The sequence below is a fragment of the Rhizobium sp. 32-5/1 genome (assembly GCF_029537235.1).
Classification (GTDB): domain Bacteria; phylum Pseudomonadota; class Alphaproteobacteria; order Rhizobiales; family Rhizobiaceae; genus Pararhizobium.
Genome location: NZ_CP120638.1, coordinates 3,705,351 through 3,731,064, shown reverse-complemented (window position 1 = coordinate 3,731,064; position 25,714 = coordinate 3,705,351). Strand labels below are relative to the sequence as shown.

The following is a 25,714-nucleotide window of genomic DNA, read 5'->3' as shown; positions in this document are numbered from 1 at the left end:
TCACGCGGCGCGCGCGAAATGGACTGTCTTGTGGATCTTGGCCGCGGCTGAAAATCCGCGCGCCTCAAGAACCGCGCTCAGGGCAGCGATCTTGTCCTCGCCGACGATGTGCGGATGCAGTTCAACGATGATATGGCGGACATTGCGCAGGTCATCGATTGCGAGCAGGTCGATTTCGGCGCCTTCCACATCCATGATGATCACGTCCGGATCATGCTGCAAAAGAACAGCCGACAGAGCATCGCTTTCGACGGTGATCTTGTGGTCCTGCCGCTGGCGGTCATAGAGGCTGGACGAAATGATGTTGTCGCTGCGGAAGAAGGTGATCGGCTCTCCACCAACGGTGACGGCCTTCATGTTCAGGGAGGGTTTCAAGCCGTTCAGCGCGAAATTGCCGCGAATGATCGGCTCGAGCGTCGGGTTGGCCTCGTAGGAAATGACATTGCCCTCGCCGCAGATGCGGGTCGCAATAAGGCTGATGAATCCAATGCCGGTGCCGATTTCCACAACGCGCATGCCGGGCTTCAAAAGCCGCGCGATCAGTGTACGCTCCGCATCCTCGTAGGTTTCCTTGAACAGGGCGGAGCGGACCAGTCGCGGCAGCTTGCCCGCGGTGGTATCGATCCGCACGCCTTCGATTTCCATCACGGAGACATTCGTCAGCTTACGCCAACGGGCCTTCATCCGCTTCATCAACTTGCTCAAGACATCACCCGTGCATACTGCCGACGAACAGAGACGTGCGGCCGTTATATTTGGACCAGTCCAATATCTTTCACCTGCCGGATGGTCAACATGGTGCGCACCGTATCGACCCGCTGGTTGGCGGTCAGAACCTCAATGACGAAATCCTGGAAGACCGTGAGATTTTCCGAAACGCAATGCAGAAGGAAATCGCTCTCGCCGGAAACCATCCAGGCCTGCCGCACCAGGGGCCAGGCGGTCGTCGCCGCGGCAAAGGCTTTCAGGTCGGCTTCGGACTGGTGTTTCAGGCCCACCATGCAGAACGCGACGAGATCAAAGCCGAGCGCCGGCGCATTGAGCAGCGCATGATAGCCCTTGATCACGCCGGCTTCGTCCAGTTTGCGCACCCGCCGCAGGCAGGGTGGCGCCGAGATGCCGACCCGTTGCGCGAGCTCGACATTCGTCATGCGCCCATCCGCCTGCAATTCGCGCAGAATTTTCAGGTCGATCGCATCGAGCTCAACGCGCATGGCCATCGCCGATTTCCTTTGCCGGACTGAATCCAGCCCCAAACATCCGTCCGCCGTCTGTCTTGGTTAGCGGATTTGTAGCGTCGGCAAAAGCAGCTCGTTCGTGGCAATCCACTGCCTTGATTTAAACCTTCTTCAAAATGGCCATATAATTGATCGGCATGCCGCGCTGCGTATAGCGATGCCGGATATCGGCGAGACGCGCCAAAGGAGACATCAGCCGCGCAGTGACACCGAACAGCTGAAATAAAACCAGGAGAAGAAGTCCGCCAACGCCGCCGCCGAATCCGGCGGGCGAACGCGGGAAGTTGCTGCGCATGTAGCGCAATTGATGGGCTACGGTGCCCATGAACCCTTCAAGCCAGCGAATTTCACCCGCCTGAAAGCCGGACTGTTCGAAAAGATATTTCAAACCGAACTGCGTGTAGCGATAGAAGTCATAAGGCTGCTCATGCTCCTGATAATAGAGCGGCGCCGAGAAAAACATGACGCCGCCGGGCTTAAGGACGCGATTGAGTTCCTTCAGCACCAGCTTCGGCTCCGGAAGATGTTCCATCACCTGCGTAAAAACGACGGCGTCGAAACGATTGTCCTCGACGGGTATCGACCGCAGATCACAGACATAGGTACTCGGCTGATACGCCTTATCGACCTGCTCGAAATCGGCTGTTTCATAACGCTGCTGCGAAAATTTCGAGGCGTATTTCTGCGACCCGGCACCGGCATCCAATACGAGACAGTCCTGCGGGAGCGACTTTCCGAAAGCCTCCAGTTCACGATCAAGCCAGACCCGGCTCGCATTCAATCCCATATCGTTGTCCCCCAGACCTTGACCATCTCGTATTAAAGTAAGGACTGTATTGCCGCATTTTCCATGGAATGCTAGCTGGTTTTCAACATTGCGGAACGGGGAAGAAACAAAATGAAATTTTTGGATAAACTAGCGCTCAAATATCTGAAAGCGCGAGGGCACTACATTCCTCACGATAAGAACAGCGCCGGAATTTCAGATTTTTTCCTCTATGACTACAAGGCGGCCGATGGCACATTCGATTACGAGCGTTATCGGAAAATCCAGGAGGACGGCAACAAGCGAAAGATCAACAATGTCTGGGCCGATCAGCAGACAATTGACTTTATCGCGGACTATGTGAAAAAGACGAACCCCGACGCGTCCCGCGGCCTGTGTCACGGCGTGCGGCGCGGCAACGAGCAAAAGTGGTTCAGCGAGCGTCTGGGCATTGAGGTTATCGGCACCGATATTTCCGAGACGGCGAAAGACTTCCCCAACACCGTGCAGTGGGACTTCCACGAGCGCAATCCGGACTGGGTGTCTGCTTTCGACTTCGTCTATACGAACTCGCACGACCATGCCTATGATCCGCAGAAAGCCATCGAAGCGTGGATCGACCAACTGAAAAGTGGCGGCGCGGTTTTTCTGGAACACACAATGGCCCATTCGGAAATGTCCGCCAACGAGATGGATCCGTTCGGTGTGGACCCGCGCCTTCTTCCATTCCTGATCGCGCGCTGGTCGCAGGGGCGTTATGCAGTCACCGAGGTGCTTGAACCGCCGCATACAAAATCAAACGGCATGCGGATCTGGATCTTTGTTATTCGCAAGACGGAAATGTAAGCGCGGAACGCAACCACTTGTGTGTATCGCCGGCTTTGCCCTTGAAACAAGCCCCCGGAATCCCTAAACTAGAGCAAAGCTTAGAAACACTCGAATTCGCCCGGTCGCTACAAAAGCGCTTTCCGGGTTGAGGATCACCACCATGACCACCCGCCACACCAAGGTTCTCATCATCGGTTCCGGCCCCGCCGGTTATACGGCCGCGATCTATGCGGCGCGGGCCATGCTCAATCCAGTGCTGATTGCCGGCATGGAACAGGGCGGGCAGCTGATGATCACCACCGATGTCGAGAACTATCCGGGTTATGCCGATCCGGTCCAGGGGCCCTGGATGATGGAGCAGATGCTGAAGCAGGCGCAGCATGTCGGCGCCGAGATCGTCGATGACCTGGTGACGGAAGTCGATACGACCGTGCGGCCGTTCCGGCTGAAGACCGACAGCGGCACCGACTGGACGGCGGATGTGCTGATCATCGCCACGGGTGCCAAGGCCAAGTGGCTCGGCATCGAGAGCGAACCGACCTTCATGGGCTTCGGCGTCTCGGCCTGCGCCACCTGCGACGGCTTCTTTTATCGCAACAAGGACGTCATCGTTGTCGGCGGCGGCAACTCGGCGGTCGAGGAAGCGCTCTATCTGTCGAACCTTGCCAAGACCGTCACCGTCATTCACCGCCGCGACAGCTTCCGCGCCGAAAAGATCCTGCAGGAGCGGCTGTTTGCCAAGCCGAACGTCAAGATCATCTGGGATCATGAGGTGACGGCCTATACCGGCACGCCGGCAAAGCCGCCGATGCCGGCCTCCGTCAGCGGCGTGACGCTGCGCAATACGAAGACCGGCGCCGAAAGCGCCATGCCGATCGACGGCGTTTTCGTGGCGATTGGCCATGCGCCGGCGGTCGAGCTTTTCAAGGACAAGCTGCGGCTGAAGCCAAACGGCTACCTCTGGACAGCACCGGATTCAACTGCCACTGATGTAGCCGGGATCTTTGCGGCTGGCGATGTGACCGACGATATCTATCGTCAGGCCATCACCGCAGCCGGCATGGGCTGCATGGCAGCCCTTGAAGCGGAAAAATACCTGGCGGGTCACATGCCCGTCGCAATTGCGGCCGAATAGAAGCCGCGAATAATCGGAGCGGGAAGACCCGCTCCGGAGTGGGAACAGCGCAATCGGCTGGCGGGCGGGAAAAGCGAGGGCATTTTCCGTCACGATCGCATATGGGGGACAGCATGCCGCTAGACTGGGACAAATTGCGCATTTTTCATGCGGCGGCGGAAGCAGGCTCCTTTACCCATGCGGCCGATAAGCTGCACCTGTCACAATCCGCGATCAGCCGCCAGGTGTCTTCGCTGGAACAGGACGTCGGCATCAAGCTGTTCCACAGACATGCGCGCGGCCTGATCCTCACCGAGCAGGGCGAAATCCTCTATCGCACGGCCCATGAAGTGCTGATGAAGCTGGAAAGCGTCAAGGTCCAGCTCACCGAGACCACTGACAAGCCCTCCGGCAAGCTGCGCATCACCACCACGGTCGGCCTCGGCCAGGGCTGGCTGACCGACAAGGTGCAGGAATTCCTGTCGCTCTATCCGGAAATGCAGGTTCAGCTGATCCTCGACAACGAGGAACTGGACGTCAACATGCGCCATGCCGACTGCGCCATCCGTCTGCGCCAGCCGCAGCAATCGGATCTCATCCAGCGCAAGCTGTTTACCGTGCACATGCACGTCTATGCCGCGCCCTCCTATATCAACAAATATGGCGAGCCGCAGAGCGTCGAGGATCTCGACAACCATCGCATCATCACCTTTGGCGAGCCGGCGCCCAACTACCTGCTCGACGTCAACTGGCTGGAAATCGCCGGGCGCGACAGCGACAATCCGCGCGTCTCGCACCTGCAAATCAACAGCCAGACCTCCGTCAAGCGCGCCTGCCTGCTCGGCATCGGCGTCGCCATGCTGCCGGACTATATCGTCGGCCGCGACCCGGGCCTGATTCAGCTGCCGATCGGCGCAGACATCCCCTCCTTCGATACCTATTTCTGCTATCCGGACGAGATGAAGAACGCCGCAAAGTTGAAAGTCTTCCGCGATTTCATCGTCGCAAAGGCGCGCAACTGGAGTTTCTGACGAACTGAAAATCTGCCCAAATAAAAGGCTTGCCTGATTTTCATCGGCAAGCCTTTGTTTTATCATACTTTTGCTGCATCGCACAAATTTCGAAAGGCGAGAGGACCGGTAAATCGCCCGAAATATACGCAGCGGTGCGTCTGACACATGGCTGACATGCGTAATAATTAATTGCGGAGCGCACAAAAAACCATCATACCGACTGCAGCTGATGCAGTTTGGTGGCTTTTTCCTCCCAGTGCCACCGCAGCAGCTGTTCCCCTCTGGAGGTTAATTACCTTCATAACTATAAAGGGCCCAAGTTTTTCTTGTGGCCCTCTTTTTTGTCTTTTTTCAAAATCTTCCGCTGGTTGCATTTTTGTACACCCGGCTATTGAAATCTTTTGAAGCCATTCCCATATCTAAACTCAGCTGATGCAGTCTGGTGGATCATCTTCCTCCCAGTCCACCGCAGCAGCTGTTCCCCTCTGGAGGTTTGCAAAAACCTTCAACCTTAGAAGGACCCAGGTTTTCTTGTGGTCCTCTTTTTTGGCCCGCACGCTTTTTACACGCACTCTGGCGCCATGATTTTCTCACAGCTTTGTGACTTGTATATCGTCAATGAACGATCCATATATCGTTATATCGCATTTTAACGATAAAAACATCGGAATCAATCGATCCATGGACAAGGACGAAATCCTCAAGGCGCTGGCCCATCCGAAACGGGTCGAGATGCTCGGCTGGCTGAAAGAGCCGGAGGCGCATTTTCGAACCAGGAGCATCCGCTCGACATGGGGGTCTGTGCCCGACAGTTCGAGCGCTGCGGCCTGTCGCAATCCACCGTGTCTGCGCACTTAGCGACATTGCAGCGCGCCGAACTGGTCAGCACCCGCAAGGTTGGCCAATGGATTTTCTACCGGCGCAACGAAGAGACGATCGAGGCGTTCCTGAAGGATATCAGCAGCACGCTCTGACCTCTTCGCCCTCCCACAAGCACCACTCTCCCAAGACGACCCAAAGAAGGAAGGACTACCCATGTCTACACTGTTTGACCCCATCACGATCGGCGACATCGAACTTGCCAACCGCATCGTCATGGCACCGCTGACCCGCAACCGTTCGCCCAAGGCCGTGCCCGGCCCGCTGGTCGCCGCCTATTACGAACAGCGCGCCACGGCCGGTCTCCTGATCACCGAGGCCACAGCGATCAGCCATCAGGGCCAGGGTTATGCCGACGTTCCGGGCCTCTACACGCAGGAAGCGCTGGACGGCTGGAAAAAGGTCACCGACGGCGTGCACAAGGCTGGCGGCAAGATCGTCGTGCAGATGTGGCATGTCGGCCGCATCTCCCACACGTCTCTGCAGCCGGATGGCGGCAAGCCGGTTTCGGCCTCGGCGATCCAGGCGAAATCGAAGACCTATCTGATCAATGACGACGGCACCGGCACCTTTGCCGAAACGTCAGAGCCGCGCGCACTGGAACTCTCGGAAATCCCCGGCATCGTTGAGGACTATCGCAAAGCGGCCCGCGCCGCGATCGAAGCAGGCTTCGACGGCGTCGAGATCCATGCTGCAAACGGTTATCTGATCGACCAGTTCCTGCGCTCGGGCTCCAACGTTCGCACCGACGCCTATGGCGGCTCGATCGAGAACCGCGCGCGCTTCCTGTTCGAGGTGATGGATGCGATTACCCGCGAAATCGGCGAAGGCAAAACCGGCATCCGCATCTCGCCGGTGACGCCCGCCAACGACGCCTCCGATCCGGATGTGCAGCCGCTGTTTACCCATGTCGTGGAACGCCTGGCGAAATACAAGCTCGCCTATATCCACATCATCGAAGGCGCCACTGGTGGCCCGCGCGACTTCCAGCAGGGCGACAAGCCGTTCGACTACAAGGCGCTCTGCGTGGCCTATGAAAAGGCTGGCGGCGAAGCGGCCTGGATGGTCAACAACGGCTATGACCGCGACCTTGCCATCGAAGCTGTCGAGCAGGGCCGCGCCGATCTCGTCGCCTTCGGCAAGCCGTTCATCGCCAATCCAGACCTCGTGCAGCGTCTGAAGGACAACGCTCCGCTCAACACGCCGGACCAGCAGACCTTCTATGGTGGTGGCGCCAAGGGCTACACCGACTATCCGACGCTGGACGAGGCGGCTTAAGCCATCTGACAGCATGTGATTTTGGAAATCCCGCCCTCGTGGCGGGATTTTTCATTGTCGGCCGTTGTTGCCCTTGCCCGACTGTGGCACCACGCAAAACACGGATTTTACAGGGGAAGACCGATGCAGATACGGGATGCGGGCGAACATGATCTGGCGGCGATCTGCGCGATTTACAATGACGCCGTCGCCAACACCACCGCGATCTGGAACGAGCGTGTCGTGGATGTCGAAAATCGTGCCGCATGGCTCACTGAGCGCACCCGCATGGCCTACCCGGTGCTCGTCGCCGTAACGGATGACGGCGCTGTTGCCGGCTACGCTTCCTTTGGCGACTGGCGGGCCTTTGACGGCTATCGGCACACAGTGGAGCACTCGGTCTATGTCGAAAAGAACCAGCGCGGCGGCGGCATTGGCCGCCTGTTGATGCTGGCGCTGATCGAGCGGGCAAAAGGCTGCGGCAAGCATGTCATGGTCGCCGGCATCGAGACCGGCAATACGGGCTCTATCCGCCTGCATGAAAAACTCGGCTTCGAAATCACCGGTCAGATGCGCGAAGTCGGCACCAAGTTCGGTCGCTGGCTGGACCTCACCTTCATGCAACTGGTCCTGAACGATCACGCTCCGGACCAGCCATAGTCTCATGTCTGCGTCACGGTAGCGTGCGCCTTGCGAGAAGCGCGCTGGCCGCCGTCAGAAGCACGGCATTGGCCGGATGCAGCGCCTGCAGCACGCCGCTCGAAAGCGCCTCCCCGCCGTCAGCCAGACAATCTGCAGGACATAGAGCAAAAATACGATCCCGGTCGCCATGCGGTAAGGTCTGAGCGACGGCTGCCACAGGGCAAGACCGCATAGCAGCAGGATCGGCAGGCCGGTGACGCCACCCATAGTTCTGTGCCACTCCCAGGCAGTGCCATCGGAGAAGATGGCAACCCCTGCCAGAAACAGCTGGCCTGTGATCAACGACGGCACGGAAAGAGCGAGCCCTTTGAAATAGAGAGGGGCTGGCCGGCCGGTCAACGGGAGAGATATTCCGCTCATCGTGCCGCCTCCGCCCGTGCCGGTCCGGCAAGCAGCTTGCCGGGCACAATCCGGGCATCCGCAGGCAGGCAGCCAAGCGCTGCAAGGGTCGTGCGCACCGCCGTGTCGATAGGTGTCCAGGGCTCCGCACCGATCGTCTCGACGAGCCGGGCATTCGGCATGCGCAGCGGTTCCTTCCAGAGATAGCGCATTTCCCGCAGTTCCCGCAGGAAGGTGACGAAGGGCGCGGCCAGCGGCAGAAGCCACCAGGGGAAGGATTTGACGCGCAGGTCCGGGCGACCGGTGACGCGGCGGATGGCGGCGACCATCTTCGTGCCGTCGTCATCCCAGAAGCCGGTCATGTGGAAGGTGGCAAAGGGCGGTAAGCGGTCGCGGCGCTCGACCAGACGCAGCATGATTTCGGCGACATCCGGCAGGTAGGCCCACTGGTGCCCGGTGCCAGCTTTCCCCGGATAGGTGATCGACGTGAGCGGCTTGCCAGGTGTCACCATGCCTTGCGAGAACCAGCTATTGACGGCAGTCGCCCCAAAGAAGTCCCCTGCCCGCAGGATGATCACGCGGACGCCGTCTTCGGAGGCTGCCTTGAGGCGACGCTCCATCTCGACACGAATGCCGCCCTTCACCGTCGTCGGATTCTGCGGCGCCTCCTCGCTGAGCAGCGGGAAAGCGTCCGGGCCGTAATTGTAGATCGTGCCCGGCAGAAGCACGGTTGCGCCATTGGCACGCGCCGCAGCGATCGTGTTGTCGATCATCGGCAGCACGAGGCTGCCCCATTTGGCGTATCCCGGCGGGTTGACCGCATGGACGATCAGGTCAACGCCCCGTGCGGCACGGAGAAGGTCGAACGCATTCATCGCGTCGCCGTTTAGCCATTCGAAATCGGGGTTTGTCGCTGCGGCTTTCGCGGCATTGCGGTTCAACGCCCGCACCGCCCAGCCGCGCGCCTTCAGCTTGCGCGCCACCTCTCCGCCAATTCCACCGGTCGCGCCCAGAACGAGGGCGATGGGCTGCTTGTGTTCGATACCGTTTGTCATGGCTGTCTCCTTGTTTCGATGAGGAGACTATGCGGCCACATGGAGATAAACGGAATTGCGCAAATATCTTTAGCCATTATACTAAAATCAATGAGCAACCTGGAACCAAACTGGGATTACTACCGCACCTTTCTGGCCGTGGCCAAGGAGGGATCACTGTCTGCCGCGGCCCGCTCGCTGGGGCTGACCCAGCCGACCGTCGGCCGCCACATCGACGCGCTGGAGCAGTCGCTCGGCGTCCAGCTATTCACACGCTCGCCGCACGGTCTGCTGACCACGGAAGCCGCAGACGAACTCATGCCCTTTGCACGACAGCTGGCCTCGAATGCCGCGGCGCTGCTGCGTGCCGCCAGCGGACAGAGCGAAAGCGTGCGTGGTACAGTGCGGATCAGCGCCAGCGAGGCCGTCGGTGTCGAAGTCCTGCCGCCCATCCTTGCCGAGTTACACGCCGCCAATCCGGAACTGACGATCGAGCTATCGCTGTCCGATGCGGTCGAGGATCTGTTGCGGCAGGAGGCGGATATCGCCGTGCGCATGGTCGAGCCGAAGCAGGAGGCGCTCGTCACCCGGCGGATCGGCGGCATTCCGCTCGGCTTTCACGCGCATCGCCGCTATCTCGAGGCCAGGGGCACGCCGGCGAGCCTGAGCGACCTTGCCGGCCACAGCATCATCGGCTTCGATCGCGAAACCGCATTCATCCGCGCGATGCGCAAGCGGCTGCCGGAACTGGACGCCGTGCGTTTTGCGCTGAAGACTGACAACAATATCGCCCAGCTTTCCGCGATCCGCGCTGGCTTCGGTATCGGCATCTGCCAGATCGCGCTTGCCCGGCGCGATCCCGAGCTGGTGCGCGTGCTGGCAAAGGAGTTCGAATTTTCGCTCGAGACCTATCTCGCCATGCACGAGAACCTGCGCAACACGCCGCGCTGCCGCGTGACCTTCGATGCGCTGGCAAAGGGCTTGATGGACTATGTTGGCTCCATCCGCGCGGCGCAAAGGCCTGACGATCGCCCGACGCCGTAGCCTCCTCGCCGAAAGCATGGCCATTACCTCATGACGGCAAAACGACGAAGGGCTCCGCCGTTTCCGGCGGAGCCCTTCGGTAGAAAACTGCGCTTACTTGCAGGCAGCGCAGAAACGCTGGATGCGCTTGCAGGCTTCTTCCAGCAATTCTTCCGAGGTCGCATAGGAAATGCGGAAGTTCGGGCCAAGACCGAAGGCCGAGCCGTGAACGACGGCAACACCTTCGGATTCCAGCAGCTCGGAGACGAAATCCTCGTCGGTTTCGATGACCTTGCCGGTCGGCGCCGTCTTGCCGATCAGCCCCTTGCAGGACGGATAGACGTAGAAGGCGCCTTCCGGCGACGGGCAGGAAATGCCCGTGGCCTGGTTGAGCATCGAGACGACCAGATCGCGGCGGCCTTCGAAGATTTTCTTGTTTTCCGGAATGAAATCCTGCGTTCCATTCAGCGCCTCGACAGCCGCCCACTGGGCGATCGAGCAGGCGCCTGATGTCTGCTGGCCCTGGATCATGTCCATCGCCTTGATCAACGAAAGCGGGCCGGCGGCATAGCCGATACGCCAGCCGGTCATGGCATAGGCTTTGGAGACACCGTTCATGGTCAGCGTGCGGTCATAAAGCTTCGGCTCGACCTCGACCGGGGTGGCGAACTTGAAGTCGCCATAGGTCAGGTGCTCATACATATCGTCGGTGAGGATCCAGACATGCGGGTGCTTGAGCAGAACGTCCGTCAGCGCCTTCAGTTCGTCATGGCTGTAGGCGGCGCCCGACGGGTTGGATGGCGAGTTGAAGATGAACCACTTGGTCTTGTCCGTGATCGCCTTGTCGAGATCATCCGCCGTCAGCTTGAAATTGTTTTCCTGGGTGGTGGCGACGAAAACAGGGTGCCGCCGCAGATCGAGACCATCTCCGGATAGGACACCCAGTAAGGTGTAGGGATAACGACTTCATCGCCTGCGTTCATGGTGGCCATGAAGGCGTTGAAAAGAATCTGCTTTCCGCCAGTGCCGACGATCGTCTGCGCCGCTGAATAGTCGAGGTTGTTTTCGCGCTTGAATTTCTTCGAGATTGCCTCACGCAGTTCCGGAATGCCGGAGACTGGCGTGTACTTCGTCTCGCCGCGGTTGATCGCGTCGATGGCGGCCTTCTTGATATTGTCCGGCGTATCGAAATCCGGCTCACCGGCGCCCAGACCGATCACGTCCCGGCCCTTGGCTTTCAGCTCACGGGCTTTCTGGGAAACGGCGATGGTGGCGGAGGGCTTCACACGGGAAAGGATATCGGCAAGAAAGGCCATGGGTCAGGTTTCCTGGACAGGTTGAAACAGCATGTCGCCTCTGGAGCATCGAACGGCTCTAGTGCGGTTAGGTGTATGTCGAAAGACGGGAGGCGTTTCAAGCGCAAAGGCCGTGAAATCCGGCAACTGGCCCCGAAAATGCGCCACCATCACAAAGTTTCATTCGTGCGATCAACGAAGCGGATGAATCAAACTGCGCACTTAAGCCAGCAGCAGACTGAGAAGACTCCGCTTTTTCGGGCCGCGGAACGTATCCTGGAGTGTTGGCGAAAGACTGTGATCAAGCGTGCTTCTTTTGCAATTTATTAAGACAAATCAGCAGGTTTCAGCCATTTGCTCAGCGCCTTTATTTTGCCGCAATAAATGACGCGGGCTGCCGCAATTCGGTCCTTGTGCAGCCGGGTTCCTAACCTCTTATGAGCGACAGAATCGCCCGCCATTCAAGGAAACAATCAATGGGTCTCGATGACGAAATCGGCGCCATGCGCATGACGATGCGGGACATGCGCTGGGGGACCTGTCTGGCAATCGCGGCCTTGGTGCTCGTGATGCTGATGATCATGGGCATGATGGCGCAGGCAAAGGCCGGCACCGAACTGTCGGCCAGGCATGCACCGCAAGTGTCGATCCCGGCTGACGCGCTTGTGATATCGCCGTCAGCGGCCGATGCTTTCGCGCTGCCAATGGCGGACGAGACCATCCATACCGGCAGCATTCCCGTCGCCGAAGGCCGCGCGCTTGTCGATCTGGCACGTTCAGCGAATGCCGACCGCCATATCCAGATCGGCATCCTGCTGATGATCGTCGCGCTGATGGCGGCAACGACTTTCAGCTTGTGGCGTTGGCAATTGCGCGGCCTGATGTCAGAAGCCTCGAATCGTGATGCGTGACATGTCCATCGAACAGCGCAGCGGCTTTCTTGCCCGTCTCAACCCGATAGAAACCCTGGTTCTCGCAGTGATCGCGCTTCTCGCGCTCGCCGGCCTGATGCTGATCGGCAAGGGTTTGCTTCTGAAGACACAGACGGACACCGTGCCAACGAGCGGTCAGATACTGATCCGCCGATAGCCAAGGCTGAAACCAACGCCGCCCTGGTGACCACGAGCAATGACAACCATTGCCGCCGGCCGCTGTATCAGCACCGTCAAAAGTATAATACCGCCTTCCTTGGCCCGGACTGAAAACAACCCTTGCACGGGAAAGCCGGGATCACTGGGGAAAATCCAGAAATTGGCAAGAGATTTACTTGGCGTTGTTCGGATTTAAGGATGAACATGCTTCAATCCGGAACAATCGATTTCTGCTTCCATAGAAAAATCGGGGTGATGGATCCGATTTGCGGAGCCGCCAGATGCCCTGTCCGGTTGGCAGCGAAAAACCTCCGGAAGGCAAGTTTTATCAAAAGGTTAATAAATCGAGCAGCTCTAGTCGTAACCAGATTGACGCATTCGTGAGCGACACGCCATGACGCAAACGGCCTAAAATCTACGCAATACATCACAAAATCTTATGAATTCAATAGCTTGCATTGCAAACGCGGAAAAAGCGCAAAAAACGGCAGTTGACCGGTTTTTGAACAATGCCAAGTGGTGTCTGCGCTTCAAAAAACTTTTGCTTGCCAATTTAAAATAAACCCATCAATCTTACTGTGTTCGGGCATTTTGCGAACACGGGAAGACCTAGAATAATGCGCGCCGGAGACGCAATATGCTCCGGGCAGTCGGATGAAAAAGCCGCCGAAAGGCAGCGGTTTCGATGACTGGCTGCAATGAAGGGACCCTTTCCTCTTAGTCGAGAACTGCCTGCCCCCGCCCCCAAGGGCATATAATGTGATGCTGCCCGCCGCTCATCCGGGTAGAGGAAAAAGGACCTGACGCATGGCCGAGACTGGCATTGTAAAATTCTTCAACACCGACAAGGGCTTTGGATTTATCAAACCGGACAACGGTGGCGCCGACATCTTCGTACATATTTCTGCGGTACAGGCCTCGGGCCTGAATGGACTTTCGGAAAACCAGAAGGTCAGCTTCGACACAGAACCGGACCGCCGCGGCAAGGGCCCCAAGGCAGTCAACCTGCAGGTCTCCGGCTAACGCCACCCTACCTTCCTGCAAAACGTTTCGAGTTGAAGCCCGGCAAGACTGCCGGGTTTTTTGTTCAGCCTGCATTCAGTTTGGTGGCCCTAATCTGCCTCCATCATGAAGAACGGAATGTGATCCGGACCATGCACAGGATTAAACCAATGAATACGTTCATCAAAGCAGCAGTTCTTGCAATCGTTGCAACGGCGACCGTTCTGCCGACACTGTCGGTTGCCCATGCCGAGGACTGGCGCCGCCATCGTCGTCACCATGGTCACAATGACGGCATCGCTCTTGGCGCGCTTGGCCTTGCCACCGGTGTGATCATCGGCGGCGCCATCGCCAACTCGCAGCCGCGCTACCAGGAACGGGTCTATATCGATCCGGAGCCAGACTATTACGAACCCCGTCCGGTCTATCGCCGCTACGAGCCCCGCCCGGTCTATCGCCGTCAGGTCGTTCAGCAGACCTACGGTTCGCTCGAGCCCTGGTCGCCAGCCTGGTATCGCTATTGCTCGCAGCGCTACCGCTCGTTCAACCCGGATTCCGGCACCTTCCGCGGCTATGACGGCCGTGATTACTTCTGCACTGCCGGCTGATCTGTCGATACGCGCGAAACAAAAGCCCATGCGTCGCAAGTCGCATGGGCTTTTTCGTATGCGCTGAATAAATCAAAGACCGCGCAGATAGGGATTGCTGCGGCGCTCCTCGCCGATCTGCCCGCCCGGCCCGTGGCCGCAGATAAAACCGACGCTGTCGCCAAGTGGCAGGATCTTGTCCCGGATCGAATCGAGAAGCTGCTGGTGATTGCCGCCCGGCAGATCCGTGCGGCCGATCGACCCGTGGAACAACACATCGCCGACATGGGCGAAACCCTGTGTTCGATTGAAATAGACGACATGGCCGGGCGCATGGCCGGGGCAATGCAGGACCTCGAAGACATGCTCTCCGAAGGACACGGTGTCACCATCCTCAAGCCATTGATCGGGAATGACGTTCTGGACCTTCATCGTCAGACCGAAGCGCTCGGCCTGAGTTTCCAGCTTTTCGAGAAGCGGAAGATCATCCTTGTGCGGGCCGATAATGTCGAGGCCAAGCACCTCCTTCAACTCCTTGGCGCCGCCGGCATGATCGATATGACCATGCGTGAGCCAGATCGCCTTCAGGGTGATGCCATTGCCCTTGATCGTTTCGAGGATGACATCCACGTCACCGCCCGGATCGACGATCACGCCTTCCTTGGTATCCGTGTCGAACAGCACGGTGCAATTCTGCTGGAAATGGGTAACCGGGATAATGCCCGCCTGTAACATGCTGGCCGCCTCACAATGAAAAAGATAAGGCCAGATATAGCGAAGCCACCGGTGAGTACAGCGGAGTTCTATTGAACCGAGGCGATTTCCAGAGGCATGGACGTTGGCGCTGGGATGTGGATCGTGGTCATCAACAGGGCAAAGACCATGAGCTTGAGCGCCACAACGATTAAGACCACCGGACGAAGCTGTATGGCTGCCGACGTTTGATCCTGTAATGATTGTTCTTGCATTGCGCTCATCTCCGATTTTTCAGTGAAACACCGATGACCAAAATAGGTTCCGTGGAAAACGGAACGATTCCAATATTTTACATTTTCACATTTTGTGAAGTTACCCACGGAACATCACCGTCAAGCCGGCGTTGTTGTCATCATCGTGTAATCGGAGATCGAAGAGATGACGAACAAACCGAATTTTCGCACCATGCTGGCCCTGTCCGGCCTCATTCTCGCATCGACTACCTCTCTAGCCCTTGGGCAGATGAGTGTGACGACCGTTACCGACCTGAATATTCAGGCTGGTCCGGGCACGGAATATCCGACTGTTGGTATGGCGACACGTGGCAGCGCAGGCACCCTGGACGGCTGCATGGAGGGTAGCAACTGGTGCCGCATCGATGTCAACGGCATGCGTGGCTGGGTCTATGCGGAGAACCTTTCGGTCGATCAGGGCGGCCAGCCGATGATTATTGAAGAACACCGCGTTGATCTCGGGGTACCGGTCGTGACCTATGAAACGACTGGCAGCGTTGCCGGAGCCGCCAATCCCCAGCCGGGTGATGAATTACTTGGGCGTGTCGGCGAAGTTAACCCCCGGAGCTGGTCCGCACCTATATAGAGACGAACCCCGTCGATAGCGTTAGCATCGACGGTGATATCCTTGTCGGTGGCAGGTTGCCAGAGGATGTGACAATGGTCGAAATTCCCGACTACGAATATCGTTACGTCCGGGTCAATGATCGCCAGGTTTTGGTCGATCCCAACACCCGCCAGATCGTCTACGTCTACCAGTAAGACGACATCGATTAACAAGCAGAATGAGAAAATGGCGGCCTTTGCAGGTCGCCGTTTTGCGTCCTCGCATGTTTTCTTTCATCGCTATCTCCAGCGCAACTATCCCCTCCTATGTTTTTGATCATTTCGGATTGGCGATCGGCACGTCACGGCCTATCTTGCGAAGCACGGAAGCGACCGGGTCCCGTCAGCGGGATGATTGGTGCTGTCTAAGCGGAAAAAATATATCAATAAAGCTGACATATTTTAGAAGCGGCTTCTGAAGTGCATGTGATTGAAAGGAAATGACCGCGTGGCAGGACAGCCGAAAGATATCCGTCCGCAAGAGACGGCCATCGCCCGGGGGCGCGATGCCCAGGAGAGCGACAACGGGGGCATCGATTACGAGATCATTGAACTGCTGTTCTTTGCCTACCGCGATTTCATTTCCGATCCCGATGCGATCTTGGAAAAGCGCGGTTTCGGGCGAGCACACCACCGCGTCGTACATTTCGTCGATCGCGAACCGGGCATGACGGTCGCCGATCTGCTTGATACGCTGAGGATCACCAAGCAAAGCCTCGCCCGCGTGCTGAAGCAGCTGATCGACAGCGGCTATATCCACCAGGTGGCAGGCCCTGAAGACCGCCGCCAGCGCAAGCTTTATACCACAAGAGAAGGAAAGGCCTTCGCGCACGCGCTTGCCGAGCCACAGTCCCGCCGCATAGCCGCTGCATTGGCAAAGACAGGCCCGGACACACGCGATACTGTGAAACGCTTTCTGTCCGGCATGAAGACCGGCAGTAGCGGCACGGATCGGTAAGACAGGGCATGGTACCATGACGAAGAACACGAGGATTTCCGACGATGCCGCCCACCTTTTAGTGGTGGATGACGACCGTCGTATCCGCGACCTGCTCAATCGTTACCTCACCGAGCAGGGGTTTCGCATCACCGTTGCGGCCGATGCGGACGAGGCGCGCCGCAAGCTGAACGGCATCGACTACGATCTGCTCATCGTCGATGTGATGATGCCGGGAGAAACGGGCATCTCGCTGACCCAGAGCCTGCGTAAGGTCAAGACCGTGCCGATCATCATGCTGACGGCGCTTGCGGAGGCGAATGCGCGCGTAGAGGGCCTGGAGGCCGGTGCCGACGATTACCTGCCCAAGCCATTCGACCCGCGCGAACTGGTTTTGCGCATCAACAACATACTGCGCCGCAATGCGCCGGCACAGACACCAAAGGTCGAGCAGGTCATTTTCGGCCCGTTCACCTTTTCGGTGGTGCGCAAGGAACTGCGCCGCGGCGCCGACCATATCCGGCTCACCGATCGCGAACAGGAAATCATGATGCTGTTTTCGCAGCGCGCCGGCGAAACCATTCCGCGCCACGAACTGGTCAGCGACGATGCCGAGGTCGGAGAGCGCACGATCGACGTGCAGATCAACCGTCTCAGGCGCAAGATCGAGGATGACCCGTCCAACCCGGTGTTCCTGCAGACCGTGCGCGGCATAGGCTACCGTTTGAGCATCGACTGAGAATTTGACGCGGGCGATCCTCCGTCCCGTTCATTGTCCTGCGACAGGAGAAGAATTGACCATCCGGGTTTCCCATGGCGAGCTTTGATTTCCGACCGCGCGACTGGCTTCGGGCCGGGGACAGCAGCTGGAAACGTGCGACCCGCTGGCTGCGGCGGCGTTTGCCGATGGGTCTCTATGCCCGCTCGCTGCTGATCGTCATCATTCCCATGGTGCTACTGCAATCGGTCGTCGCCTTCGTGTTCATGGAACGGCACTGGCAGCTTGTAACGCAGCGCCTGTCTGCGGCAGTCACAAGCGATATTGCGGCCATCATCGACCTGATCAACGCGGCGCCAAAAGAGGACTACGACGACATCGTCCGTATCGCCCGCGATCGGCTGAACCTCAGTATATCGGTCGAGCCGGACGGCGAACTGCCGCCGCCGCGGCCTAAGCCCTTCTTCGAGATTCTCGACCAGATCCTCAGCGAGGAAATCTCCCGCCAGATCCGCCTGCCCTTCTGGATCGACACCGTCGGAAACTCCAATCTCGTCGAAATCCGCATCAAGATCGACGGCGAACGCATCCTCAGGGTCTATGCCCGCCGAAACCAGGCCTACGCATCCAACACCCATATCTTCATCGTCTGGATGGTCGGCGCCTCCCTCGTCCTGCTCACCATCGCCGTCCTCTTCCTGCGCGGCCAGATCCGGCCAATCCTGACGCTCGCCAAGGCTGCGGAAAGCTTCGGCAAGGGCCAGAAGATCGACAGTTTTTCGCCGCGTGGCGCCGAGGAAGTCAGACGCGCAGGCCTTGCCTTCATCCAGATGCGCGAGCGCATCGAGCGGCAGATCGAACAGCGCACGGCAATGCTGACCGGCGTCAGCCATGACCTGCGCACCATCCTCACCCGCTTCAAGCTGCAACTGGCGCTCGCCGGCAACAGCCCCGATCTCGACAACCTCAACCAGGATGTCGAGGACATGCAGAGCATGCTTGAGGGGTACCTCGCCTTTGCGCGTGGCGAGGCGGAGGAAGACCTCGGAGAATTGCGGCTGAACGACCTGATGATCCGATTGCAGGCGGAAGCCGAACTCCATGGCAAGGTGCTGACGACTGCCGTCGAAGGCGACGACCTCATCCGCGTGCGGCCCAATGCCTTCACAAGGCTGGTGGCAAATCTCGCCTCCAATGCATACCGGTATGCCAACACGGTTCACATCGATGCACGCCACGGGGGCAAGTGGCTGACGATCACGGTGGACGATGATGGCCCCGGCATACCCGAGCGCTCCCGCGACGACGTCTTCAAGCCGTTTTTCCGTCTCGACGAGGCGCGAAACCTCGACAGCTCCGGCACAGGCCTCGGCCTTGCCATCGCCCGCGACATCGCCCGCAGCCACGGCGGCAATGTCACGCTCTCGGACAGCCCGCTGGGTGGGTTGAGAGCAGTGATCCGGGTGCCGGCGTGATCACAGCGAGCGATGGTGAACCTTCGACTTGAGAGACATTCGCCAGGACGATTTTGGGGAAGTTGGGTATAGGTAGGCTCAACATCCTCCTAAGCGGAAGACAGATGACACTTACGCCCAGCTTTCGTGAACGCATCGCGCTCTATGCTCTATTGACCTCCCTGACCTCGCTCAGCATCGACGCACTCTTGCCTGGCTTGCGTGAGATCGGCGTGGAACTCGGCGTTTCCCCGCCGCTGTCCACACAGCACGTCATCTCGCTGTTCATCCTCGGCATGGCGTTTGGCGAATTGCTGCTCGGGCCGCTGTCCGATGCCATCGGGCGCAAGAGGGCGCTGGTGCTTGGCCTTGCGGTCTATGCGCTCGGCACAGTCATCGCCCTGATGGCCGGATCGTTCGAAATGTTGATCCTTGGGCGGCTTCTGCAAGGCGTGGGCGTATCCGGTCCGAAGATTGCGACGCGCGCAATGATCCGCGATCAGTTCGAGGGCGATGCCATGGCCCGTATCCTGTCCTTCATGTTCACCCTGTTCATCCTCGTGCCGATGCTGGCACCAGCCATGACACAGGGCCTGATCGCACTGGCCGGCTGGCGCAGCCTCTTTGGCTTCTACCTTGCGATTGCCGCGGTTCTCGGCACTTGGCTCATCGTCCGCCAGCCAGAAACCCTGCCGCCGGATCGACGTATCGCTTTGCGTCCACGACTGCTGTTCTTGAATGGCAGGCGTATTCTCGGACATCCACGGGTGGTGCTGTTGATCCTCGCCACCGGCCTCGTTTTCGGGGCACAGCTCCTCTATCTCAGCACGGCGGCCGATTTCTTCTTCGATGCCTACGAGATCACGGACACCTTCCCGCTCTACTTTGCCGGGCTCGCGCTGGGTATAGGGCTTGCCTCCTTCGTCAATGCAAAGCTCGTGCAGCGCTTTGGTATGGAGGCCATGGCGCGGACCGGCTTTGTCGGGCTGAGCCTTGCCGGATTGGCACTGGTGATCGCGACATACCACTGGGCCGGACGCCTGCCACTCGCCGGTCTGCTCGTGCTGGGTTTTGCGGCCTTCTTCGCGGTCGGCGTACTCTTTGGAAATCTCAACGCAATGGCCATGCGACCGCTTGGGCAGGTGGCCGGTCTCGGGACCTCGCTGATCGCATCTGGATCGAGCCTCGTTGCCACGGCGTTTGCGATTGGCATGGGACGTTTCTACGACGGCACGCCCTATAACCTCGCATCTGGCTTTCTACTGGCCGGCATTTCGGCGCTCATTCTGGCCGAGGTCGCGATGCGCTGCTCCGACAGTCCAGTCGAAGCCGTGCAATACTGGGATTAAAGGAGCTTCTGTCCATTTGGGACCGGCTGACCAACCCCAGCCAGAACAATCGCACCCGCCTCGCCCTCGAAACCGAGCGTCAGGACTTCGGACCGAAACGGCCCGATCTGGCGCGGCGGGAAGTTGACGACGCCCAGCACCTGCCGCCCGACCAGCGTTTGCAGCGTGTAGTGCACCGTGATCTGGGCGGATGATTTCTTGATACCGATCTCGGGACCGAAATCGATGACCAGCTTGAAAGCCGGCTTGCGCGCCTCCGGAAAGGCGGTTGCTTCCAGGATGGTCCCGACGCGGATATCGACGCGTTCGAAATCGGCGTAGGTGATCGGCTCAGACATGGAATCTCCGAATTAACCGGCGAGTTCTTCGGCGCGCTTGCGTGCCGCGGCAATCGCTTTGTCGAACAAAGGCTGCATTCCGTCCTCGGCCATGAGGATATTCAAGGCAGCCGCAGTCGTACCACCCGGAGACGTTACGTTCTGGCGCAGTCTGGAGGCGTCATCGGGGGACTGGTGTAGGAGTTCACCAGCCCCCGCGACGGTTTCCCGAGCAAGACGCATGGCGAGGTCCGCCTGGAGACCGGCCTTGCGACCGGCTTCCGCCATGCACTCGACGAGATAAAAGACATAGGCCGGGCCACTGCCCGAAACGGCGGTCACCGCATCGATATCGGCTTCCGTTTCGACCCATTCGACAGGGCCTGAGACTTTGAGAAGATCATGCACGAGCGCGCGTTTCGCTTCGGAAACGGCTTCGTTGGCAAACGCACCCGTCACGCCGCGGCCAATCATGGCCGGCGTGTTCGGCATCGCCCGCACCATCGCCGCATCGCCGAGATGGGATTGCATGAAGGAAAGCGTCGTGCCGGCAGCGACGGAAACGACGACAGTGTCCGGGCCGACGAGGCTCTTCAAGGGCGGCAGCACCGCGCCCATCATCTGCGGCTTCACGGCAAGGAAAAGAACACCGGCCTTGAGACCTGCGGGTGCGGCAGTTTCGTGCCGCGCACCATTGTCGGAGATAAGAGCCGCCATTGACGGCGACGGGCCGGGATCGATGACGAGAAGCTGCGACCCGGGGATGCCGCTCTTCAGCCAACCGCTGAGCATCGCGCCACCCATGTTTCCTGCACCGATCAGAACGATCGGCCCCGTCGTCTCCAGCTCCATAATCTTACGCTTCCCCGACGGTTTCGAACATCACGGCCTCGACCGCGGTCTGCGCATCGACACCGGACCAGACAACGAACTGGAACGCCTGGAAATAGGACTCGCAGGCATCGAGGGCACTCGACAGAAGCACCTCCACCTGTTTGTTGGTTGGCTCGGCGCCGCCGGAAAGCAGCAGCGACTGGCGGAAAATGACGACGTCTTCCTGCCGCCAGAGATCGAAATGCCCCATCAGCACCTGCCCGTTGATATGGGAGAGCAGCCGGATGACTTCGTTGACGCGGCTTTCGGGAACCTTGATGTCGAAGGCACAGGCAAGGTGCAGCGCTTCGAACTCTTCCATCCAGGAGAAGGAAACATGATAGTCCGTCCACTTGCCTTCGACGGTCATGGCGATTTCGTCTTCGCCGGAACGTTCGAAGGACCAATCATTGTTGGCCGCGACAAACTCGATCATATCGACCGGGTTTGATTGACGCTCAAGTTCCAATTCCATCAGGCTCATGCTTCACCCTAAATGTTCCGGCATAGGCATGCGTCATCGTGCTTACGCACGCATGCTGCAAACTTGGATACCAGAAACCAACACAGTTATGATTGCTTGGACACACGGCCATCCTGGCTGACTTACCCTGCCCGGAGCTTGTGTGATCCGCTTCGAATCATCATTTAAAATCAGTGTATAATGCCCGAGTCCGCATGCCAGCCCCCCGATCGAAAATAGCATCCGGGGGCTGTGGATAGGCTTATGAAACAGATTCAGCGGCGGTTCTTAAACGACTCTGCCGTAAGCGTTTTTTGGTAGTGTCCACAGGGCGAAAATAATTCGGGAAATTATTCAAGTTCCCGCTGGTGGACGATGCGGCGAACTATTGCGTAGCAAGGATTGCCGATACAAGACAGGGCGGCGGCCTCACGGCGCAGTCTGGCGCGCCGTGAGGGTTTGAAACTTACTTGGAGACGTCCGAAAGACGGGCTTCGAGCGACGCGATACGCGCCATCAGCGCCTCATTTTCGTCGCGAGCCTTGATGGCCATTTCGCGAACGGCCTCGAATTCCTCGCGCTTGACGAGGTCCATGGAATTGAGGAGCCGTTCTCCCTGTGCGCGGAAGACTGTTTCCATCTCGCGCCGGACGCCCTGTGCGGCGCCGGCCGCATCCGTCATCAGCTTGGCGAAATCATCCAGAATGCGGTTTGCACCTGTGCTCATCGTCTCGTTCTCCGATTGATACTGACCTTGGCCCTAGCTTAAGCGGGCGATCTACACAGGAGGTAGGAGCGTCTTGGCCTCTATGCAAGGAAAAATACGGTGGTCATTGCCGGAGCTTTGCCCCGCACGCCTTGACCATACCGGATTGCATCGCCATGTTTCGCGGAAACGAACAATTCGGAATTGAACCAACACCTTGGAAACACTCGCGACACTCCTCTCGATCATGCCCTTCCCTGATATCGATCCGGTGCTGTTTTCCATCGGGCCGTTGCAGGTGCATTGGTATGGCCTCGCCTATGTCGCGGGCATCCTGCTCGGCTGGCAATATGCCCGACGGCTGGTGCGCAACACAGCGCTGTGGCGCAATGGCCAACCGGCCGCGACGGAAACGCAGCTTGACGACTTTCTGCTCTGGGCCGCAGCCGGCATCGTCGGCGGCGGGCGCATCGGCTACATCCTGTTTTACGACTTTGCGAGCGTCGTCGAAAACCCAATACGAGCGCTGGAAATCTGGAACGGCGGCATGTCCTTCCATGGCGGCCTGATCGGCACGCTGATCGCCATGCTGATCTTTGCGCGCAAAAACGGTATCGCCATCTGGAGCCTGTTCGATATCGTCTGCGCCGTGGTGCCGATCGGCCTGCTTTTCGGCCGCATCGCCAATTTTATCAATGCCGAGCTCTGGGGCCGCCTGTCGTCCATGCCCTGGGCCGTCGTCTTTCCCACTGGCGGACCCTTTGCGCGCCATCCGAGCCAGCTGTACGAGGCAGCCCTCGAAGGTATCGTGCTGCTCGCGATGCTGGCCTTCTTGATCTATCGCCGCCATGCGCTGAAATCGCCGGGCCTGGTCAGCGGCGTCTTTGTTTGCGGTTATGCCCTCTCGCGCATCTTCGTCGAATTCTTCCGCGAGCCCGATGCCCAGATCGGCTACCTCGCCGGCGGCTGGTTGACCATGGGCATGTTGCTCTCCCTGCCGATGGTGTTCATCGGCCTGTGGGCAATCGCGCGCGCCCGCCGCGCCGCCCTTTCTGCGGCTTGAGTGGAGCTGCGAGATGACGACGCCACTCGGGGAAAAGATCAAGGCCATCATCAGGACCAACGGCCCGATCAGCATCACCGACTATTTCTCGCTGTGCCTGGCCGATCCGGAGCATGGCTACTATCAGGTGCGCGAGCCATTCGGCCGGGCCGGTGATTTCACCACGGCCCCTGAGATCAGCCAGCTTTTCGGGGAAATGATCGGCATCTTTCTCGTCCAGGCCTGGCAGCAGCACGGTTCTCCCGAAAAAGCGATCCTCTGCGAAATCGGCCCCGGCCGCGGCACAATGATGGCCGACATCCTGCGTGTCGTCGAGAAACTGTCGCCCGCCCTCTACGAGACCGCAGAGGTCCACCTGATCGAAACCAGCGAGCGGCTGCGCAAGGTGCAAAGCCAGACGCTGATCCGGCACAAGTGGAAAATCTCCTGGCACGACAGCTTCGATACGCTGCCGGAGGGTTTTCTGCTTCTGGCAACCAACGAGCTATTCGACGCCATTCCGATCCGCCAGTTCGTCAAGACGACGCAAGGGTTCCGGGAGCGTCTCGTCGGCCTGGATGCGGATGACGAACTGGTCTTTGCCGCAGGTACGGCGACCATCGATCCCGACCTCCTGCCTGTGCCTGCGAAAGACGTGCCTGTTGGCACTGTCTTTGAGGTATCGCCTGCCCGCGACGCAGTGATGGCGACGCTGAGCGCCCGCATCCGCACTGGCGGCGGCACGGCATTGATCATCGACTACGGCCACATCTCGACAGGCTTTGGCGACACGCTGCAGGCCGTGCGCGATCATCTCTACGATCCGCCCCTGAAGCAGCCGGGGAAGCCGACATCACCAGCCATGTTGATTTCGAGCAGCTCGGCCGCCGGGCGCTGGCCGAAGGTCTTCAGGTCAATGGCCTGACCTATCAGGGCGACTTCCTGACCGGCCTTGGCCTGATCGAACGGGCCTCCGTCCTCGCCAACACCAAGGACCCGATAACGCAGGAAGGCATCCGTCTCGATGTCGACCGGCTGGCCGGCGCCGGCGAGGAAAAATGGGCGAACTCTTCAAGGTTCTGGTCGTCAGCAGCCCAAAGGTGGCGCTTGCGCCGTTTCAGAAATAGATGCGTCGATAATGCTCGGCCCGCCATGCCAAAATGGTCCGATGCAAAATCCTGCGATTGACAGGGGCGATGCTCGGGGCCAACATCCGCGCCAAATCACCCTGGGCAAAACCCGTTTCCGCCCATCAAAAACCTCCGCTATCACCAGTGCTGAAAGGGCTAGACAACCAATGAAGGATGACGCCCTGCCCTCGCCTGTCCTGAGCCCGCTGCTTTCGGAAAAGCTCGGCGACACCATTGCCCACGGCTATTTCACCCGCGAAGGCGGCGTGTCCGAAGGTATTTACCGCGGCCTGAATGTCGGGCTTGGCTCGAATGACGTGCGGGCGCATGTCGAGGAAAACCGCGCCCGGGTCGGCCGCTGGTTCGGCGCCTCACCTGACAGGTTGGCGACCCTGCACCAGGTCCATTCTCCGGACGTGGTCATTGTCGATGCCGGCTATGACGGAAGCCGGCCGCAGGCCGATGCCATGGTGACCGCAACGCCGGGGCTGGTCCTTGGCGTTCTCTCGGCCGATTGCGGACCGGTGCTGTTTGCCGACCCTAAGGCCGGCATCATCGGCGCGGCGCATGCCGGATGGAAGGGGCGCTGACGGGCGTTCTGGAAAACACTATTGATGCCATGGTCTCGCTCGGCGCCGACCGCGCACGCATCGTCGCCTGCCTCGGTCCATCGATCAGCCGGCGCAACTATGAGGTCGGCGCGGAGTTTGTCGCTCGCTTCCTGGAAAAGGACGCAGACTATGCGGCTTTCTTTACGCCGTCGGTAAACGAGAGGCATGCAATGTTCGACCTGCCGGCGTTGACCATCAAACGGCTCGGGGACGCCGGTATCACCGCCGAGAACCTCGATCTCTGCACCTATGCGGATGAAGAGAGGTTCTTTTCCTATCGCCGCACCACCCATCGTCAAGAGCCGGATTACGGCCGACAGATTTCTGCAATATCCCTACGGGAGAGATAAC

The 25,714-nt window shown here is 59.1% G+C and carries 26 protein-coding genes and 5 pseudogenes; 19 read left to right on the top strand and 12 right to left on the bottom strand.

Going from position 1 to position 25,714, the window contains the following annotated elements; genetic code table 11:
• From P6U16_RS18775 to P6U16_RS18765, 3 genes are all read right to left on the bottom strand, one after another.
• On the bottom strand, positions 1-705 hold the full coding sequence (locus P6U16_RS18775; protein WP_277701765.1) for an FkbM family methyltransferase: 705 nt from the start codon (positions 703-705) through the stop codon (positions 1-3).
• A 44-nt stretch (positions 706-749) separates the two neighbouring features.
• Positions 750-1,214: an Lrp/AsnC family transcriptional regulator gene (locus P6U16_RS18770; protein WP_277703902.1), complete on the bottom strand. Its 465-nt coding sequence runs from the start codon at positions 1,212-1,214 to the stop codon at positions 750-752.
• 124 nt (positions 1,215-1,338) lie between these two features.
• Positions 1,339-2,025 carry a class I SAM-dependent methyltransferase gene (locus P6U16_RS18765; RefSeq protein ID WP_277701764.1) on the bottom strand — a complete coding sequence of 229 codons (687 nt, stop codon included), beginning with the start codon at positions 2,023-2,025 and terminating at the stop codon, positions 1,339-1,341.
• A 111-nt stretch (positions 2,026-2,136) separates the two neighbouring features.
• On the opposite strand from P6U16_RS18765, the gene P6U16_RS18760 reads away from it, so the two are divergent.
• The 6 genes and pseudogenes from P6U16_RS18760 to P6U16_RS18735 all read left to right on the top strand — a co-directional run bounded on the left by P6U16_RS18760 (position 2,137) and on the right by P6U16_RS18735 (position 7,755).
• Positions 2,137-2,850 carry a class I SAM-dependent methyltransferase gene (locus tag P6U16_RS18760; protein ID WP_277701763.1) on the top strand — a complete coding sequence of 238 codons (714 nt, stop codon included), beginning with the start codon at positions 2,137-2,139 and terminating at the stop codon, positions 2,848-2,850.
• A 142-nt stretch (positions 2,851-2,992) separates the two neighbouring features.
• Positions 2,993-3,967, top strand: coding sequence for a thioredoxin-disulfide reductase (gene trxB, locus P6U16_RS18755; RefSeq protein ID WP_277701762.1), 975 nt, complete (start codon positions 2,993-2,995; stop codon positions 3,965-3,967).
• 113 nt (positions 3,968-4,080) lie between these two features.
• On the top strand, positions 4,081-4,977 hold the full coding sequence (locus tag P6U16_RS18750; protein WP_277701761.1) for a LysR family transcriptional regulator VtlR: 897 nt from the start codon (positions 4,081-4,083) through the stop codon (positions 4,975-4,977).
• A gap of 663 nt (positions 4,978-5,640) precedes the next feature.
• A pseudogene (locus P6U16_RS18745) lies at positions 5,641-5,933 on the top strand (metalloregulator ArsR/SmtB family transcription factor).
• A 61-nt stretch (positions 5,934-5,994) separates the two neighbouring features.
• A complete protein-coding gene (locus P6U16_RS18740; protein WP_277701760.1) occupies positions 5,995-7,116 on the top strand; it encodes an alkene reductase in 1,122 nt (373 codons plus the stop codon).
• 123 nt (positions 7,117-7,239) lie between these two features.
• Complete coding sequence (locus P6U16_RS18735; protein ID WP_277701759.1) at positions 7,240-7,755, top strand: GNAT family N-acetyltransferase; 516 nt, start codon at positions 7,240-7,242, stop codon at positions 7,753-7,755.
• 54 nt (positions 7,756-7,809) lie between these two features.
• Here the strand turns inward: P6U16_RS18735 and P6U16_RS18730 are convergent, their stop codons facing one another.
• Together P6U16_RS18730 and P6U16_RS18725 are read right to left on the bottom strand one after the other, a co-directional pair.
• Positions 7,810-8,157 carry a DUF6220 domain-containing protein gene (locus tag P6U16_RS18730; protein WP_277701758.1) on the bottom strand — a complete coding sequence of 116 codons (348 nt, stop codon included), beginning with the start codon at positions 8,155-8,157 and terminating at the stop codon, positions 7,810-7,812.
• Positions 8,154-9,191, bottom strand: coding sequence for an NAD-dependent epimerase/dehydratase family protein (locus P6U16_RS18725; protein WP_277701757.1), 1,038 nt, complete (start codon positions 9,189-9,191; stop codon positions 8,154-8,156). The genes P6U16_RS18730 and P6U16_RS18725 overlap by 4 nt, the downstream gene beginning before the upstream one ends.
• A 90-nt stretch (positions 9,192-9,281) precedes the next feature.
• Here P6U16_RS18725 and P6U16_RS18720 point away from each other — a divergent pair, with 90 nt between their 5' ends.
• Positions 9,282-10,214, top strand: coding sequence for a LysR family transcriptional regulator (locus P6U16_RS18720; RefSeq protein WP_277701756.1), 933 nt, complete (start codon positions 9,282-9,284; stop codon positions 10,212-10,214).
• A gap of 93 nt (positions 10,215-10,307) precedes the next feature.
• Here the strand turns inward: P6U16_RS18720 and P6U16_RS18715 are convergent.
• Positions 10,308-11,509 (bottom strand): annotated as a pseudogene (locus P6U16_RS18715) (pyridoxal phosphate-dependent aminotransferase).
• 455 nt (positions 11,510-11,964) lie between these two features.
• Between P6U16_RS18715 and P6U16_RS18710 the strand changes: the two are divergent.
• The 4 genes from P6U16_RS18710 (at position 11,965) to P6U16_RS18695 (ending at position 14,189) form a co-directional block, all read left to right on the top strand.
• Positions 11,965-12,399, top strand: a complete 435-nt coding sequence (locus tag P6U16_RS18710; RefSeq protein WP_277701755.1) for a hypothetical protein — start codon at positions 11,965-11,967, stop codon at positions 12,397-12,399.
• A complete protein-coding gene (locus tag P6U16_RS18705; RefSeq protein WP_277701754.1) occupies positions 12,392-12,577 on the top strand; it encodes a hypothetical protein in 186 nt (61 codons plus the stop codon). The genes P6U16_RS18710 and P6U16_RS18705 overlap by 8 nt, the downstream gene beginning before the upstream one ends.
• 809 nt (positions 12,578-13,386) lie before the next feature.
• Positions 13,387-13,602 (top strand): cold-shock protein, encoded by a 216-nt coding sequence (locus tag P6U16_RS18700; protein ID WP_037098666.1) that lies wholly within the window; start codon positions 13,387-13,389, stop codon positions 13,600-13,602.
• Between the two features lie 149 nt (positions 13,603-13,751).
• The gene (locus P6U16_RS18695; protein ID WP_277701753.1) at positions 13,752-14,189 is read left to right on the top strand and encodes a BA14K family protein; all 438 of its coding nucleotides are present in this window, start codon (positions 13,752-13,754) and stop codon (positions 14,187-14,189) included.
• 72 nt (positions 14,190-14,261) lie between these two features.
• Here P6U16_RS18695 and P6U16_RS18690 read toward each other — a convergent pair whose 3' ends face one another.
• Both P6U16_RS18690 and P6U16_RS18685 read right to left on the bottom strand, forming a co-directional pair.
• Positions 14,262-14,903: an MBL fold metallo-hydrolase gene (locus P6U16_RS18690; protein WP_277701752.1), complete on the bottom strand. Its 642-nt coding sequence runs from the start codon at positions 14,901-14,903 to the stop codon at positions 14,262-14,264.
• 68 nt (positions 14,904-14,971) lie between these two features.
• Complete coding sequence (locus P6U16_RS18685; RefSeq protein ID WP_277701751.1) at positions 14,972-15,244, bottom strand: hypothetical protein; 273 nt, start codon at positions 15,242-15,244, stop codon at positions 14,972-14,974.
• 58 nt (positions 15,245-15,302) lie between these two features.
• On the opposite strand from P6U16_RS18685, the pseudogene P6U16_RS18680 reads away from it, so the two are divergent.
• From P6U16_RS18680 to P6U16_RS18660, 5 genes and pseudogenes are all read left to right on the top strand, one after another.
• Positions 15,303-15,919: pseudogene (locus P6U16_RS18680) on the top strand (DUF1236 domain-containing protein).
• Between the two features lie 334 nt (positions 15,920-16,253).
• On the top strand, positions 16,254-16,721 hold the full coding sequence (locus P6U16_RS18675; RefSeq protein WP_277703901.1) for a MarR family transcriptional regulator: 468 nt from the start codon (positions 16,254-16,256) through the stop codon (positions 16,719-16,721).
• A gap of 16 nt (positions 16,722-16,737) precedes the next feature.
• Positions 16,738-17,439 carry a response regulator transcription factor gene (locus tag P6U16_RS18670; RefSeq protein ID WP_277701750.1) on the top strand — a complete coding sequence of 234 codons (702 nt, stop codon included), beginning with the start codon at positions 16,738-16,740 and terminating at the stop codon, positions 17,437-17,439.
• A 74-nt stretch (positions 17,440-17,513) separates the two neighbouring features.
• Positions 17,514-18,893, top strand: coding sequence for an ATP-binding protein (locus P6U16_RS18665; protein WP_277701749.1), 1,380 nt, complete (start codon positions 17,514-17,516; stop codon positions 18,891-18,893).
• A gap of 104 nt (positions 18,894-18,997) precedes the next feature.
• The gene (locus P6U16_RS18660) at positions 18,998-20,221 is read left to right on the top strand and encodes a multidrug effflux MFS transporter (RefSeq protein ID WP_277701748.1); all 1,224 of its coding nucleotides are present in this window, start codon (positions 18,998-19,000) and stop codon (positions 20,219-20,221) included.
• Here P6U16_RS18660 and P6U16_RS18655 read toward each other — a convergent pair.
• From P6U16_RS18655 to P6U16_RS18640, 4 genes are all read right to left on the bottom strand, one after another.
• The gene (locus P6U16_RS18655) at positions 20,218-20,559 is read right to left on the bottom strand and encodes a tRNA-binding protein (RefSeq protein ID WP_277701747.1); all 342 of its coding nucleotides are present in this window, start codon (positions 20,557-20,559) and stop codon (positions 20,218-20,220) included. The genes P6U16_RS18660 and P6U16_RS18655 overlap by 4 nt on opposite strands.
• Positions 20,560-20,571: 12 nt before the next feature.
• The gene (proC, locus tag P6U16_RS18650) at positions 20,572-21,390 is read right to left on the bottom strand and encodes a pyrroline-5-carboxylate reductase (RefSeq protein WP_277701746.1); all 819 of its coding nucleotides are present in this window, start codon (positions 21,388-21,390) and stop codon (positions 20,572-20,574) included.
• Positions 21,391-21,394: 4 nt separating this feature from the next.
• Positions 21,395-21,895: a YbjN domain-containing protein gene (locus P6U16_RS18645; RefSeq protein WP_277701745.1), complete on the bottom strand. Its 501-nt coding sequence runs from the start codon at positions 21,893-21,895 to the stop codon at positions 21,395-21,397.
• Between the two features lie 445 nt (positions 21,896-22,340).
• Positions 22,341-22,601 carry an accessory factor UbiK family protein gene (locus P6U16_RS18640; RefSeq protein WP_277701744.1) on the bottom strand — a complete coding sequence of 87 codons (261 nt, stop codon included), beginning with the start codon at positions 22,599-22,601 and terminating at the stop codon, positions 22,341-22,343.
• Between the two features lie 196 nt (positions 22,602-22,797).
• Here P6U16_RS18640 and lgt point away from each other — a divergent pair, with 196 nt between their 5' ends.
• From lgt to pgeF, 3 genes and pseudogenes are all read left to right on the top strand, one after another.
• Positions 22,798-23,643: a prolipoprotein diacylglyceryl transferase gene (gene lgt / locus P6U16_RS18635; RefSeq protein WP_277701743.1), complete on the top strand. Its 846-nt coding sequence runs from the start codon at positions 22,798-22,800 to the stop codon at positions 23,641-23,643.
• Positions 23,644-23,656: 13 nt separating this feature from the next.
• Positions 23,657-24,749: pseudogene (locus tag P6U16_RS18630) on the top strand (class I SAM-dependent methyltransferase).
• Between the two features lie 170 nt (positions 24,750-24,919).
• Positions 24,920-25,713: pseudogene (pgeF, locus tag P6U16_RS18625) on the top strand (peptidoglycan editing factor PgeF).
• Position 25,714: the final 1 nt, after the last annotated feature.